Annotated in this window: 13 protein-coding genes; 2 read left to right on the forward strand and 11 right to left on the reverse strand. The window is 64.8% G+C overall.

Features of this window, described 5'->3' with window-relative positions; translation table 11 throughout:
* Nucleotides 1-15: 15 nt before the first annotated feature.
* Nucleotides 16-624 carry a TetR/AcrR family transcriptional regulator gene (locus tag IEX78_RS19345; RefSeq protein ID WP_188830441.1) on the reverse strand — a complete coding sequence of 203 codons (609 nt, stop codon included), beginning with the start codon at nucleotides 622-624 and terminating at the stop codon, nucleotides 16-18.
* 103 nt (nucleotides 625-727) lie between these two features.
* Here IEX78_RS19345 and IEX78_RS19350 point away from each other — a divergent pair, with 103 nt between their 5' ends.
* The gene (locus IEX78_RS19350; RefSeq protein WP_188830442.1) at nucleotides 728-2,128 is read left to right on the forward strand and encodes an MFS transporter; all 1,401 of its coding nucleotides are present in this window, start codon (nucleotides 728-730) and stop codon (nucleotides 2,126-2,128) included.
* Nucleotide 2,129: 1 nt separating this feature from the next.
* The gene (locus IEX78_RS19355; RefSeq protein WP_188830443.1) at nucleotides 2,130-2,807 is read left to right on the forward strand and encodes an SGNH/GDSL hydrolase family protein; all 678 of its coding nucleotides are present in this window, start codon (nucleotides 2,130-2,132) and stop codon (nucleotides 2,805-2,807) included.
* Here IEX78_RS19355 and IEX78_RS19360 read toward each other — a convergent pair.
* The 10 genes from IEX78_RS19360 to IEX78_RS19400 form a co-directional block, all read right to left on the reverse strand.
* Nucleotides 2,804-3,592, reverse strand: coding sequence for an HAD family hydrolase (locus tag IEX78_RS19360; protein ID WP_229684109.1), 789 nt, complete (start codon nucleotides 3,590-3,592; stop codon nucleotides 2,804-2,806). The genes IEX78_RS19355 and IEX78_RS19360 overlap by 4 nt on opposite strands.
* 1,167 nt (nucleotides 3,593-4,759) lie before the next feature.
* On the reverse strand, nucleotides 4,760-7,078 hold the full coding sequence (locus IEX78_RS24555) for an Hsp70 family protein (protein ID WP_188830445.1): 2,319 nt from the start codon (nucleotides 7,076-7,078) through the stop codon (nucleotides 4,760-4,762).
* Nucleotides 7,079-7,610: 532 nt separating this feature from the next.
* Nucleotides 7,611-9,200, reverse strand: coding sequence for an FAD-dependent oxidoreductase (locus tag IEX78_RS19370; protein WP_188830446.1), 1,590 nt, complete (start codon nucleotides 9,198-9,200; stop codon nucleotides 7,611-7,613).
* Between the two features lie 12 nt (nucleotides 9,201-9,212).
* A complete protein-coding gene (locus IEX78_RS19375) occupies nucleotides 9,213-10,226 on the reverse strand; it encodes an AurF N-oxygenase family protein (RefSeq protein WP_373291628.1) in 1,014 nt (337 codons plus the stop codon).
* 246 nt (nucleotides 10,227-10,472) lie between these two features.
* Nucleotides 10,473-11,468 (reverse strand): sulfate/molybdate ABC transporter ATP-binding protein, encoded by a 996-nt coding sequence (locus tag IEX78_RS19380; protein ID WP_188830447.1) that lies wholly within the window; start codon nucleotides 11,466-11,468, stop codon nucleotides 10,473-10,475.
* Complete coding sequence (gene cysW, locus IEX78_RS19385; protein ID WP_188830448.1) at nucleotides 11,465-12,271, reverse strand: sulfate ABC transporter permease subunit CysW; 807 nt, start codon at nucleotides 12,269-12,271, stop codon at nucleotides 11,465-11,467. Before cysW ends, IEX78_RS19380 begins: the two co-directional genes overlap by 4 nt.
* Complete coding sequence (gene cysT / locus IEX78_RS19390; RefSeq protein ID WP_229684174.1) at nucleotides 12,268-13,068, reverse strand: sulfate ABC transporter permease subunit CysT; 801 nt, start codon at nucleotides 13,066-13,068, stop codon at nucleotides 12,268-12,270. The genes cysW and cysT overlap by 4 nt, the downstream gene beginning before the upstream one ends.
* A gap of 122 nt (nucleotides 13,069-13,190) precedes the next feature.
* Nucleotides 13,191-14,243, reverse strand: a complete 1,053-nt coding sequence (locus IEX78_RS19395) for a sulfate ABC transporter substrate-binding protein (protein ID WP_188830450.1) — start codon at nucleotides 14,241-14,243, stop codon at nucleotides 13,191-13,193.
* Between the two features lie 186 nt (nucleotides 14,244-14,429).
* On the reverse strand, nucleotides 14,430-14,519 hold the full coding sequence (locus tag IEX78_RS24795; protein ID WP_373291629.1) for an Ms4533A family Cys-rich leader peptide: 90 nt from the start codon (nucleotides 14,517-14,519) through the stop codon (nucleotides 14,430-14,432).
* A gap of 153 nt (nucleotides 14,520-14,672) precedes the next feature.
* Nucleotides 14,673-14,921: a hypothetical protein gene (locus IEX78_RS19400; protein ID WP_188830451.1), complete on the reverse strand. Its 249-nt coding sequence runs from the start codon at nucleotides 14,919-14,921 to the stop codon at nucleotides 14,673-14,675.
* Nucleotides 14,922-14,959 lie beyond the last annotated feature (38 nt).

Raw genomic sequence — 14,959 nt, forward strand, 5'->3', positions numbered from 1 at the left:
CGCGCGCACGTGTTCCTATTCCGCAAGCAACTTCGCGACAATCTTGCGCGCCGCGGCGACGCGCGCCGAATCATCAATCTGCCGTGCGATATTCGCTGCCGCGAACAGTGCGTCGAGTTCGAAAACCAGCAGGTCGGCGTCGGTGTCGACGAGCGCGCCAAGTTCCTGCGCCTTGCGGACTTCACCAGTGAGGAACGCGAGCCAATCGTCGTGGTCGGCGACGATCGCGTCGCGCACCGCACCCGGGCGACTGCTGAATTCCGACAGTGTCGCCTCCCGGAAACATCCGCCGGGAAAAGGGGATTCGTCGATGTGTGCGAACCAGCGTTCCATGAGCGCGCGCAGTCGCTCCATGCCGCGCGGTACGCCTAACGCGGGCACGATGACGCGCTCGATGAACACGTCACGGCCAGTTTGAACGGCGGCCAGTTGCAGCGCTTCCTTGCTGCCGAACAGTGTCGCTATGCCGCTTTTGCTCACGCCGAGGTCGGTGGCGAGTTTGCCGATGCTGAGGCCTTCAAGGCCGTCGACCGAAGCGAGTTCGGCCGCGCGGCGCGCGATCGTCGCGCGAGCGCGGGCGCCCTTCGCGAGGCGCTGGTCGATTGGCTCCTTTAGCTCGGTCATGCGGTTCATTCTTCCACTCCCCTCTTGCGAATGCGAACGATCGGTCGTACGTTATTGAACGAACGATCGTACGTTCTTATTTCTTCGTCGAAGGGCGTCTCGCATGACCGACGTGTCCACTCCGCCAACCGAAAAACCACCAGCTCCGCCAGCCGCGCGCGCGACGCTCACCGTCGCCATCGGCGCGGCTTTCCTTGCGTTCCTTGACCTTTCCGTAGTCAATATCGCGTTCCCGACCATCGCGCTCAGCTATCCGGAGACCGACACCGCCACGCTGACCTGGATCGTGAGCGGCTACGCGATCACCTTCGCGGCACTGCTCACGCCCAGTGGGCGCATCGCTGACGTGTTCGGCCGCCGTCGCCTTTTCACACTCGCGTTGATCGGTTTCGCCATCACGTCGCTCCTGTGCGGTGTGGCACCGGGTGCCGAATGGCTCATCGCGGGCCGCCTACTTCAGGGCGCGACGGCCGCGTTCCTCGTTCCCGCCGCCCTCGGGCTCATTTTGGCCGCGACACCGCGTGCCAAGATCGGTGCCGCGATCGGCGCGTGGTCGGCTGCGGGCGGATTTGCGGCCGTCATCGGGCCCGCGTTGGGCGGCGTCTGTGTCGACCTCTTCGGGTGGCGCGCGGTTTTCCTGCTGAACGTGCCCGTCGTGCTTGCGCTGCTCGCGCTGCTCAGAAGGGTGCCGAGCGACAACCCGACGCCCGGCAAGCTGCCCGACGCGATCGGCACGGTCGCCATCGGCGTCGGCCTCGGTGCGGTCGTCGCTGCCGTAACCGAAGGGCAGCGGTGGGGCTGGACTGACCCGGTCACGCTCGGGCTGCTCGTTGGCGGGCTCGCGCTCACCACCTTCGCGCTCGTGCGTTCAGCTCGGCACGCCAGTCCTGCCGTCGCGGTAACACTCTGGCGCGCAAGGGGTTTCGCCATCGCGAACGCGGGGTCGTTCCTGTTTGGCGCGACGATGTTCGCGTGGTTGCTCGCCGGGCCGCTCTTCCTCGCGCGGATTTGGCAGTACTCAGTGCTCGAATCCGCTGCTGCGCTGACCGTCGGCGCGGTCGCGTCGATGGTGACGGCGATCGGCACGGGGCGCGTCACTTCGGCGGTCGGGCAGCGGGTGGTCGGGGTCGCCGGTGCGTTGATGTACGCGGCGGCGCTGGGCTGGTCGAGCACGAACGCGTTCAGCTACGACCCCGCGCTGTGGTCGGCGTGGGTGCCCGTCGGATTGCTCGGCGGTGGCGGGGTCGGGATCGTGGTGACGGTATTGGGGACTGCAGCCGCGAGTTCTGTTCCGCCGCTTCACTTCGCGACTGGGCTCGGCATGAATCTGACGGCTCGCCAAGTTGGCGGTGCGCTCGGCATTGCCATCGTCGCGGCGACCTTGGCCGCTTATCCCGGCGAACCGTTGCGTGCCTTCCACCTCCTTTTCGCCATCGGGGCGGTGATCGGCATCGCTGTCGCGGTTGTCGTCGCGCTGCCCACTCGCTCAGCTGAGGAGAACTGAGATGACTGCCACGCACGAAGTTCATGAACTGTCGGACCCGCTTGTATTGCCGGACACGGAAATTCGCTCGCTGCTGTTTGGGGCACCGTGGCGGCGTTTCGCGGTGATGGGCGACTCCATCGCGCTCGGAACCGGCGACCCAAGTCCCGGCTACGCGCACAAGGGGTGGGCGGATCGCGTCGCGGACGCGCTGGGTGAAGCGAATCCTGGTGTCGCGTACCTGAATACCGGGCGGGTTGGGGCGACGAGCGGACAGGTGATCGAAGAACAACTGTCGCGTGTCATCGCGTTTCAACCCGACTTAGTGCATGTGAATTGCGGGGCGAACGACCTGTTCACGGCCGGGGGCAACCCCGACGAAGTACGCCGCAACCTCACCGCCTTGTTCACCGCGCTGACCGACGCGGGCGCGACTATTTCCTGCTTCGCGCTCGCCGACGTGTGGGAAATCGATCGGATGGCACCAATGCGACCGATGCGAGCTCGCATGGCTGAACTCAACACCATTGTGAAAGATGTTGCGCTTCAACATGATGCGGTCTTTGGCGACTTCTGGACGCATCCGGTGCGATTGCGACCGGAAACGATGAGCGCGGATCTCATCCATTTCACCGCGAGTGGGCACGCGGTGGTGGCAAGCGAGATCGTGCGACTGCTCGGTGCGCGGATCGTGCGCTAGAACCAGCGTTCGAGGACGGTCGCGACGCCGTCCTCGGTGACGCCGCCGGTTACCTCGTCGGCCAAACTGAGGATTTCCGACGGTGACGTTGCCATCGCGACGGAATGTGCTGCCCAGCGCAACATTTCGCGGTCGTTGTAGCCGTCGCCTATCGCTAGCGTCGCTGAGGGGTCAATCGCCAGCGACCGGCGCAGCTGCTCCAACGCCCAGCCCTTCGAAACGCCGCGCGGGTGCACGGTGAGCCACGGCCCAAACTCGCCGTGCACCCACGACGCGTCCGGCACGTTGAGTGCTTTGAGCCTGGCGATCAACTGCTCGGTTGTCCCCTCGGGCCACCAACCGTTGAGTCGCGGGGTTGGGGCGCTCGTGAGGATGTGATGGTCGACCAGTTCGAAGTCGCCGACGGAGAACTCGCCTGGGCCGTGGCCGGTCGCCCAGGTGCCGATGCCGACGCGTTCCGCCGCGAAAATCATGCCGGGGAACAGGGTAGTTAGCGCGGAAACGGCTGGTCCCGGGTCGAATTCGTGGATGGTGACGGGTTCGCCGCGCGCGACGTCGATGTGGACGGCACCGTTCGAGCAGAGGGCATGGCCGTCTTTGAGGCCCAGTTCGGCGAGGACGGGGCGGGTGGTGAGGACGGTGCGGCCGGTGGTGATGACGACGTGAGCGCCAGCTTTGATGGCGGCGCGGACGGCGGCGGTGACGCGGGCGGTGATGGGGGTGCCGGAGTTGAGCAGGGTGCCGTCGATGTCTAGCGCGATTAGCTTTGGTTGTTCCCCGCTCACGTGTTGATTATGCGCTGGGGGTGGGAGGGGTTGTGGGGGAAAGGGTTTGGATTTTTGTGCTGGCTTGGTGGGAGTTGCGCCGTGTTGTGGTTGTTGTGGTGTCGTGGTCGGGTGTTGGGCGGCGAAGGGGTGAGCCTTCGGATCGTTGGGGCGTCGTGGTCGGATGGTGGGCGGCGAAGGGGCGAGCTTTCGGATTGTCGGGGTGCCTGGTGGGCTCGTTGGGAGACAGGGCCCGCCGACATCCGTTTGGATTTGCGCGGGAGTTTGTTGGGTGGTTGGGTCTCTCATCAGGGCACCAGTTAGAAGAAAGCGCACGTCAACTGTGTTTTTGGCGCGCTGGCGCGCGCGTGTCGCGGCCCTGAGGTCCGTCCGTTCAGGCACCGTTGCTTGCTCCTTCGTCGCCTACGCAACGGCACCTGAACGGACGGACGGCCGCGACCGGCCCCTGCGGGGCCGCCGCTCCTCAAGGTCGCGGGTGCGTGGCTGAGTTTCCGCGAACGTGTCGATTGCAGGAGCGCTTCCCTCGCTTCGCATCGGGAACTGCGCGCAACCGTCAAGATTCGAATGCTCGACCGTGCACATTCGAATGCCGCAGACCTTCGTGCTGCCGCATTTTCGCGAAGGCGTCGTGGCGGTGTCGTTGGGAGAAAGGCCCGCCGACATCCGTCTTGGAGTTATACGCCGGATTGGTAAGTGGCGGGGTCTCTCATCAGGGCACCAGTTAGAAGAAAGCGCACGTCGACTGTGTTTTTGGCGCGCTGGCGCGCGCGTGTCGCGGCCCTGAGGTCCGTCCGTTCAGGCACCGTTGCTTGCTCCTTCGTCGCCTACGCAACGGCACCTGAACGGACGGACGGCCGCGACCGGCCCCCGCGGGGCCGCCGCTCCTCAAGGTCGCGGGTGGTTGGCTGAGTTTCCGCGAACGTGTCGATTGCAGGGGCGCGTCCCTCGCTACGCATCGGGAACCGCGCGCAACCGCCAAGATTCGAATGCTCGACCATGCACATTCCAATGCCGCAAACGTTCGTGCTGGGCGCGTTCCCGCAAACGTATCGATCGCAGGGCACGTCCCTCGCTGCGCATCGGGCCTGCGCGCAGCGTCCAAGTCCGATACTGGCATGGGTGCGCTTGGTCGCAGCGCGGCCTTACTGTCGCCCAGCACCTTCGCGGTTAGCGGCGTGAACCGCCGCCACCACCTCCGCCCGCTCCCCCTCCGCCGCCAGCGCCGCTCTTGCCGCCGCCTGCGCTGCTACTGCTCTTTCCCCCGCCGCTCGACGCTCCTCCGCCTCCCGTCGATGCGCCGCCGCCTGAAGTGCCGCCGGTTGATGTGCTGCCGCCTCCGCTCGGGGCTCCGCCGGTGTTGGCGTCTGAGCGGCCGCCGCCTGCGGTTTCTGTTGCGCTGTTTCCGCTTCCGCCAGCGGAGGCACCTCCGCCCTGCGAGCCGCCTATCGCTCCGCTCGTGTCGCTGTCGGACGCGCCCGGACCTGCGAGAGCGCCGCCGTTGGCTGCGGATTCCCCGGTCGCGCCCGTATCGCGGCCACCGCCCGCTCCCCCGCCGCTGTCGTGGCCACCGCTCGCACCGCCGTCATGACCGCCACTCGCGCCACTGTCGTGGCCGCCGCCTGCGCCGCTGTCCGATCCGCCGCCGCCGGGCGCACCAGCGGAATCGCCTGTGCCGCCGTCTGTTCCGCTACCACCTGCCCCACCGGGCGCGGGCGCGCCCACTCCACCGCCAGCCGGGGTGCCGCCTCCACCAACCGGCGACGTGCCGCCGCCAGCGGGCGCACTTCCAACGCCGCCTGGGTCAGCCGGGGCGGGAGCGGTTCCGCCTGGCGCTGGTTGGCTAGCGGGAACGCCCGACGTCGCGTCCGGGCCCGGCGCACTCGTACCAGGAGCGGGCGCGGGCGCACCCGGCTGACCTGCTGCGGGGGCTCCCTCTGGCGGCTGACCTGCCGTTGGCTGCCCAGCGGTCGGGGTGTCGCCCGGTGCAGGCTGAGGAACGCTTCCCGGTGTACCAGGGACGGCAGGTGCGCCCGGCACCGTCGGGTTCGTTCCCGGCACAGACGTTCCCGGCACAGGCAACGTTCCCGGCGCGGCGATCGGACCAGCACTCGGGACTCCACCTGGTACCGCGGGAATGGCCGGCGACACGTCCAACGTGAACGGCAACGGGTTGACGAAACGCGCCGGGTCGCCATACAAACTCCGCGCGAACTGCGCGACGTCCATGCAATCGCTGCCCGTCCCGCGCGAGGCTCCCCGCTCGCCGCCGACGAAGCCCTTCGACGCCACATTGGCCCCAACTGGCGTAATAAACTTCTCGTAAGCACTCCCCGCCGCCGCACGCACCGCACGCAATTGCGCTTGCACGACGTCGATTTCGCGCCCAAATCCTTCCGCGCGCGCGGAAACAAGGTCGGTGCCAACGTCGTACAGCAGCGCGTCACCGGGCACACCGAAGGCCGGGAACTGGCCGAGTGCGGGGATGACCCCCGCGTGAAACGGCCCGCCGCCAAACACCGTCATCGCCGACATCGCCAATGCGGAAACGACTGCGGCGCTGGAGAATACCGCCACGTGCGGCGACGCACCCGACTTCACTTCCTCCGGCGCGAACGTACGCGCGGCCAGTCCGGCCGCACCCGCAGCGACAACCTGGGCCGGATCAGCCGACGTCTCCAACGGCACCCCGAGTTCGGCGAGCGTTCGCATGACCTCAGGCGCGCGAGAAGCGCCACCAATCACCAGCATTCGAGACAGATCGGCCAAGCGCAGTCCCGCCGCCGCGACCGTGCGACTCACCAGCGGGAACGTGTCCCGAATGTGTTCGGCGCGAAGCGCTTCGGTGTCGACAAGCGACGTGAGCAGCGACTTACCGCCGCCAGCGCCCGCATACTTCGCGACCATCTCGCCCAGCGGCCGACCACCGAAATCGGTTGACCGCACCGGGGTGCCGATCATCGGGTGATGCGGCCAGTCCGGGCCGACGCGGAGAACCGTGAGGTCGAGGCTGTTCGCACCTAGGTCGTAAACCAACACGAAACCCGGTGTGAGCGGACCCTTTTCGATCTCCAACCACTCGGCGGCGACCACGGGTTCGGGTGCGAGAAGCACCTGCCCCGCACCCGCGAGGTGCAGCGACTGACCGAGCAGCGCCACCTGCCTATCGGTATAAACCGCTGGGTAGGCGAGCACAACGCCCGCCGCCGGATCGGCGAGCTCGACGAGCCCGGTGACCACCTCGGCAATGAGATTGGCAGGCGAGTAGAACCGACCGCCGATCACCATCGGTTCGGGATCGCGGCTCAGGTCCGCGAATCCCGTTATCGCCGAAGCGAACTCGTTGATTGCTCCGATACGGGCGCGACCCGCTTCGTCGAATGTCAATGCGGTACGTCGCGTACGTACCGCCGGTTTGGCCGGATCGTCGGCGACTACCGCCGAAATCGCATTGACCGCACCGATGCTTAAACCCAGACCTCTGGTCATGTATTTGCTATCCCGTCAACGCACCGTGACCACGTCCAGCACGCGAGCGCACCATGTGGCCGCGGTCGTTTTCCAAACAGCTCGCTCAGACTATCTACGGGGTAAGACGAATTGCTACGCGATTGATGCGAAAAGGCAACGCGAAACGTGCTTTTAGGGGATTTCCGCTGGCAGATGGGATTTCGATCGAATGTCCAGTCCCCTGAACGGTGCGAATGAGCCTCGCAGACTGCGAGATACAGCTACTGCCGAGTAATTACCTGACAGATCGGGAATTAACCTTCACAAGGTTGGTAATGTCCGAATTATCGAATACCTACCGTCTAGTAATTCAGTTAATTCCACGGAGCGAATGGGTTAATCGCCCATTATTTGCTCATTGGTTGCTCGCGTGAATTGAGTACACCGCAAAAAGGGTGACACGTCAATACTTTCGACTTAATTAGCCTAAAAACTACCCTAGAAAATAGAAAAGGACCGCGACATCTTCTGAAAGATGTCGCGGTCCTTGTCTAAATGCAGTGTGCGGAAACTACCCGCGCGAAAGCAGCTGACGGAACCCGCCGCGCGTGCGTGGCGCGGCAGCACCAACCGCATGCACCTGCGGACGACGCAGTCGAACAAGCTGGTCGAACTCAGCCGCGGTACGCACCGGCTTGCGCAGCACACCGTTATTGAAATCGTCAGCGAGCTGCTGCACCGTCTCCTGCGCGCACGACTTGTTCGTACCGATGAAGCCGTTCGGCCCACGCTTGATCCAGCCGGTCACGTACGTGCCGGGGAAAACAGCGCCACCGGCGGACTCAAGCACGCGGCCCTTGTCGTTGGGGATCACGCCACGCGTGTCATCGAACGGCAGGCCCGGCGTCGGGACGCCACGGTAACCAACAGAAGCCAGCACAACGCCGGTTTCCAGCAGTTCGGTTTCGCCCGTCGCGACCGCGCTGGTGTTGCCATCAGCATCGGTAACCAGCTCGTTGCGCTCGACACGCACCCCGGTGACCGCGTCGCTGCCGACGATCTCGACCGGCGACGAAAGGTAACGGAACACGATGCGCTTGCGCTCACCGAACGGGCGCGAAGCGACGCTGTGCAGCAAGCGCAGCTTCTGCTCGACCTTGAACGGCAGCTCCGGTGTGACCGCCGGCAGTTCGCCTTCGATCGCGATGTCGATATCGGAAGCGAGCAGACCAACGAATTCCGGCACGGTGAAAGCGGATTCGGCGGGACCACGGCGACCGAGGATGACAACTTCCTCAATCTTGCTCTCGCGCAACGCCTTCAACGCGTACGGCGCGATATCGGTGGCCGACAGCGTTGCCGGGTCGATGGTGAGGATGCGCGCCACGTCGAGCGCGACGTTGCCGTTGCCGACGATGACGACGCGCTTCTGGTTCAGATCGAACGTGTCGTCGGCGTGGTCGGGGTGGCCGTTGTACCAGGCGACGAAGTCGGTTGCCGACACGCTGCCCGGGGTGCCTTCGCCCGGAATCCCGAGCTTGCGGTCTGACGACGCGCCGACGGCGTAGATGACGCCATCGAAGTGGTCGAGCAGCTCGGAGTGGCTGACGTGCTTGCCAACTTCGATGTCGAGGTAGCTACCGAAGTCGTCCTGCGACGACATGACGTCGAACAGGTTCGCGACCTTGCGGGTGTGGGTGTGGTCGGGCGCGACGCCCAACCGAGCCAAACCGTAAGCCTGCGGCAGCTTTTCGAGCATCGTCACAGTGACGCCAGGCTGGGTAAGCAGCTCATCGGCGGCGTACATGGCCGACGGGCCCGAACCGACAACAGCAACGCGCAGCGGCGCGACCTTGGTGTCGATCGCGGGCGGCATCACCGGGCGAGCGAGAGTGGGTCGGTCGCGCTGGACGCGGTAGAAGTCGGCGTTGATCTCGATGAAGGGCAACTGCTCTTCGGTGAGCTTCTTCGACGACGTGATCGCGTCGACCGGGCAGGCGGTGGCACAGGCACCGCAATCCACACAGGCCGACGGGTCGACGTAAAGCATTTCCGCGGTGCGGAAGTCAGGCTCGTCGGGCGTGGGGTGAATACAGTTCACCGGGCATGCGTAGACGCACGAGGCGTCACTACAGCATGACTGGGTAACGACGTATGGCATTTGGCTATCGTCTCAGGCGGCGCGCTTGGCCGAGCGCTTGGGCTCGGAACGGAATCGGCTCGACGGGCCGTCGATGCCAAGGAGTTTCCACACCTTGCGGGCGACCGGGTTCATGAGCCCGATCTCCTCGGCGAGGGCACGAACGTCGATGTAGTAGTCGGCGAAGACTTGCTTGGCTTCCTTCGACCCGTAGAACAGTTCCTTGCGTACCTCGGCGGGCACGTTGAACTGCTTGAAGAAGCTCTTCGGCGGGGTCGCGATCGAGCGGCCGAGCACGAACATGATGATCGGCATCGCGATCGACAGCACAGCCTTGTTGAGCGCGGGCTGCGCGGGCACGTTCTTCTTGAGGAACTCGTGCGCGAACGAGATGTGGCGCGCTTCCTCGGCGACGTGAATCGACATCACACCACGCATGATGGGGTGAATGTCGTCAGTCGAACGGAGGATGTCCTTCTGGATGTGGTCGATGGGCTCTTCGCCAGCGAGCACGGCCATGAAGAAGAAGTTCGGCAGGAACGCACCGGCCGGGCTGGCAAGGTGGCGCAACTGGCGAACCAGCGGGCCCATGCCCGGCACGTCGGCGACCCGGTTGACCATCTCCTGGAACATCAGGGTGTGGTTGTGCTCTTCGATCATCTCGTGCGAGCAGTACCGGAACTCAGGATCGTTGTTCTTGAGGTTGAAGATGTGCTGCATCATCCCGACGATCAGGATGGCCTCGAACTGCAGACCGACCTTGGCGACGTTGGCCTGACGGACCTTGCCGATCTCGATCTTGGTCTCCAGCGGCAGCGCCTGGTACCACGGGTGGCGACCAATCGGGTCAGCCGAGGTGACGAGCACCCACCGCTCAGGCTTGTAGTTCGGGTCGAACTCTGGGTTATCCCAGTCAATGTCCTCGAACGGATCGAAGTGACGGTCGACCGACGCCTGCGACAGCATCAGCAACTTCTCGGCGTATGCCTGAGCCTCCGCGACTACCGGATCGACGTCAGGGGTGGTGGGCGCAGACATCGTCGTCACTGCCTCTCCTCAAAGGACGTTTACTGTTTCCAATAGTTACACCTACACGGCGTTACGTCAACTCTGCTGACGTCATTATTTCGAACTTACGGTCGCGAAAATCTACCGAAAACAAGCTACTCACCAGTAGAAATGCGACTACCTGCGACACTGCGTCATGCACAGTCCGCCGCCGCCCGCGGTGAGGTCGGGAAAAGAGTTTGGGCCCCGCGATCGAGATGATCGCGGGGCCCGTCCGTGCGGTGCTTACGCTTCCGGCAACTCCGGGATTCGGGTCGCGCGGGCGTACACGGTTTCGCCCTCGGTTAGCCGCAACGCCGCCGCATCGCCACGAGTGACCTGCGCGGCGAACTGGTCGCCAGTCGCCGCGTTGCGCAATTCCAAGCGAACCTCGAAGCCGAGGCGGACAATGCGCTCGACCGTCGCGCGGGTGACGCCAGCCGACTCCGCGGTGCCCTCGTGTTCAGCCAGCGCCATGCTCGGATCGCGCCCGACGCGGATGTCGTGCGGCCGGACGAGATGCCCGTTAAGCCGCGCGACCGCGCCGAGGAACGACATCACGAATTCGTTCGCGGGCCGGTCGTAGACGTCTTCCGGCGAGCCGACCTGTTCGATGCGGCCCTTGTTCATCACCGCGATCCGGTCGGCGACGTCGAGCGCCTCCTCCTGGTCGTGCGTGACGAGCACGGTGGTGACGTGCACTTCCTCGTGGAGTCGACGCAGCCACGTGCGCAGATCGGTGCGCACCTTGGCGTCGAGCGCGCCAAACGGCTCGTCAAGCAGCAACACCTGCGGGTCGACGGCGAGCGCGCGCGCCAACGCCATGCGCTGACGCTGACCGCCCGACAGCTGCGCCGGGTAGCGATGCTGGAAACCGTCGAGGCCAACAATGCCGAGCAGTTCGTCGACACGCTTGTTGATCTCGTTCTTCGGCCGCTTGCGAATCGTGAGACCGAAGGCGACGTTGTCGCGCACGGTCATGTGCTTGAACGCCGCGTAATGCTGGAAAACGAAGCCGATGTCGCGCTTCTGCGGCGACACATGCGTCACGTCGTTGCCCGCGATCGACACGATGCCCGAGTCAAGCGACTCAAGCCCCGCGATCGAGCGCAGCAGCGTCGACTTGCCTGAGCCCGACGGCCCGAGCAGCGCGGTGAGCTGGCCCGCCGGGATTTCGATGGAGACATCGTCTAGCGCGGCGAAGGAACCGTAGTTCTTTCGCGCGTTGGTCACGGTGATCATTCGGAGCCCCGCTTGCGTTCGAGAAGAGTCATAAGGAGGAGGACGACAAGGGCCATCCCCATGAGCAGGGTCGCCGCACAGTACGCACCAAAGGTGTTGTGGTCGTTGATATAGCGACCGTGCACCAACAGGGTGAGCGTCTGCGACTTGCCGGGCAGCGCGGTCGACACCATGATGACCGCGCCGAATTCGCCGAGCGCGCGAGCGACGGTGAGCACGATGCCGTAGGTGAGACCCCAGCGAATCGCGGGCAGCGTGATGCGCCAGAACGTCTGCCACCGTGACGCGCCAAGGGTCGCCGCAGCCTGTTCCTGATCGTCGCCGATTTCGTGAAGCACCGGTTCGACTTCACGAACGACGAACGGCAACGTCACGAAAATCGTCGCGATCACCATGCCGGGCAGCGCGAAGATCACCTTGAATCCGGTGTCTTCTATCGCGCCGAACCAGCCGCCAGCGCCCCACAGCAGAATCAGCGAAACACCGACAACAACCGGCGAGACCGCGAACGGCAGGTCGACGATGCCCTGGACAAAATTGCGGCCAGGGAACTTACTGCGCACGAGCGCCAGCGCCGTGATCACGCCGAAAACCACATTCAGCGGCACCACGATGGCCACGATGATCATCGAAAGTTGGAACGCCGAAATCGCGGCGGGCGTCGTGATTGACGTGAAAAACGCGCCGATTCCCCGCTCGAACGTTCGATACAGAATCACGACGAGCGGCAGGACAAGCAGAATAAGCAGGTAGCCGAGCGCGACTGTGCGCAGCGACAATCGCGTTGCCAACGACAGTTTCATCGCGCTGCCTCTTCTCGTCGCGCGCTGCGTTCGGCGAGCACGCGCAGCACGAGCAGGCTCACGAACGAGATCGCGAGCAACGCGACCGAGACCGCGGCCGCGTTAACCGGCCGGTCGACCTCGATCTGCTGCTGGATGTACTGCGACGTCATCTGGGTTTCGCGCGGAATGTTGCCGCCGATCAGCACGACCGAGCCGTATTCGCCGATCGCCCGCGCGAACGCGAGCCCGCCGCCGGAAATAATGGCGGGGGTCAAAATCGGCAAAACAACGCGACGGAACGTGACCCAGTTGCTCGCGCCGAGCGAAAGCGACGCCTGCTCAACTTCACGGTCGACTTCCATCAGCACCGGCTGCACCGAACGCACAACGAACGGCAACGTCACGAACGCGAGCGCGACAACAAGGCCGGGCTGCGTCGCGTTCAGGTGGATGTCGATCGGACTGTTTGGCCCGTACAGCGCAAGCAGCACGATCGAAGCGACAATCGTCGGCAAGGCGAACGGCAAGTCGATCAGCGCGTTGACGATGCTCTTGCCAGGGAATTCGTCACGGACGAGCACCCAGGCGATGAGCGTGCCCATGACAACGTTGAGGAACGCGACGATCACCGAAACCGAGATCGTCACCTTGAGCGAGTCGAGCGCGCTCGGTGCGGTAACCGCCGACCAGAAGCCCGACCAACCGTCGTCAAACGAGCTGACGGTCAGCGCGGCGAGTGGCAGCAGCACGATGATGCTGAGCCACAGCACCGCGGTCGCGATGCCGAGCGGACCGACCGAACCGGTCACCCTCAGCCACGACCAGCGGGGTTTTGGTGGTTTAACGGCAACGCCGGGAACGGAGGTGTCTCCGCTCCCGGCGTGCCCACTGCTGTCAGTCACAGTTGTCCAGTATCGCGTGTGCGCTGGGTCACGTACTACTTGGTCGCCTGGTCGTAGATCACGGCGACCTTGCCGGTACCCTGCGCGAACAGGTCCTTGTCGACGGCCTTCCAGCCACCGAGGTCAGCGATGGTCCACAACTTGGTCGGCTGCGGGAAGTCCTTGGCGAACTCAGCGGCGACCTTCGGGTCGACCGGACGGAAGCCGGCCTGAGCCCACGCCTTCTGGCCTTCGGGGGTGTAGAGGAAGTCGCGCAGCGCCTCAGCCTTGGGCAGGTTGGCCGCGTTCTTCAGGACAGCGACCGGGTTTTCGATCTTGAAGGTGACCGGCGGGTTGATGTGCTCGATCGGGTCGCCGTTGCGCTCGGAGAAGATGGCCTCGTTCTCGTAGCTGAGCAGCACGTCGCCGGTGCCCTGCAGGAACGTTTCGGTGGCTTCGCGGCCCGACTTCGGCTGCACCTTCACGTGCGCGGGCGAGATGAGCTGCGACAGGTAGTCGAGCCCGGCCTGCTGGTTCTTGCCGCCGTCGCTCTTCGCCGCGTACGGCGCGAGCAGGTTCCACTTGGCCGAACCCGAACTGAACGGGTTGGGGGTCACGACCTCGACGCCCGGCTTGAGCAGGTCGTCCCAATCCTTGATGCCCTTGGGGTTGCCCTTGCGGACAACGATGGTGACGACCGAGCCAAATGGGATGCCCTTGGTCGCGCCCTGGTTCCAGTTGGCGTCGACGAGGCCCGCGTCAACGAGGCGGGTGATGTCGGGTTCGACCGAGAAGTTCACGATGTCGGCGGCGGCGCCGTCCTTCACCTTGCGCGACTGGTCGCCCGAAGCACCGTAGGAGCCCTGCACCGCGACACCCTTGCCAGCGGCGGTCTTGTTGAACTCGGGAACGACCTTGTCGAAGCCCGGCTTCGGCACCGCATAGGCGTACAGGTTGACGGTGCCGCCGCTGCCGTCGGCTACCTTCGCGTCGCCGTCGGTCGAGTCGCTTGCGCCACCGCCGCAAGCGGTCAGCGCGACCGCCGCGACGGAGGTGAGCGCGATCGCTGCGGCGCGACGCCGCGAACCGAACCAGGTGTTGCGAGACATGAGGGTGAACCTTTCGGAAAAGACCTGCCGGTCAACGACTTTCGTTGCGGCGGGGAACTCTTGGTCGACATGGTGCGACTCGGGCCTATTCGGCCCGCCGGGGGGTTACGGAATACGTCTGCGAAAAAAGGAGGAAGCGCGCACCAGTCTAGTGAGGGAAAGCGCGCAGACGCGTCCGGTGGCAGATCATCGACAGAGGATGTCTGCGACCGCGAGGTTGCCGACAGCGATCAACGCCAATTCATGGCGGATCTGCGGAGCGACACTCGTGGACACGGGCCAAACTGTAGCAGATAAGTATCTGGCGATTCGAATCAACGAGAAAGCCGGCGGGCGAAGCTGTTTGCCCAGGCTAACGAGTGAAAAACCAGGCGACGATGACCAGGACGAGCAGGGCGATAAGGGCAAGTTGAACGCGTGAGCGTGGCATCAACGGACTCCGCTTCCAACGGTCGGGCGAACCGGCCCAACGAGTTCTTCGACAGTAAGTTCAGCGGGCGCGGCATCGTCGCCACGACCGAGCAGGCGAAACGCCGCTCGCAGCGCGCGGTCGAGCAGATACGCGAGCGCGAAGCTGACCGGCACCATCCCGAGTAGCACTACGAGAAACTGCGGGATAAACGGCAAACCCGCTACCCACAATTCGAACCCGTCCCACCAACTCGCGATGTTCGCCACGCCATCACCTTAGCCGCTGGATGTGAACCTTCCATCGC

Source organism: Nocardia camponoti, assembly GCF_014646135.1.
Classification (GTDB): Bacteria; Actinomycetota; Actinomycetes; order Mycobacteriales; family Mycobacteriaceae; genus Nocardia; species Nocardia camponoti.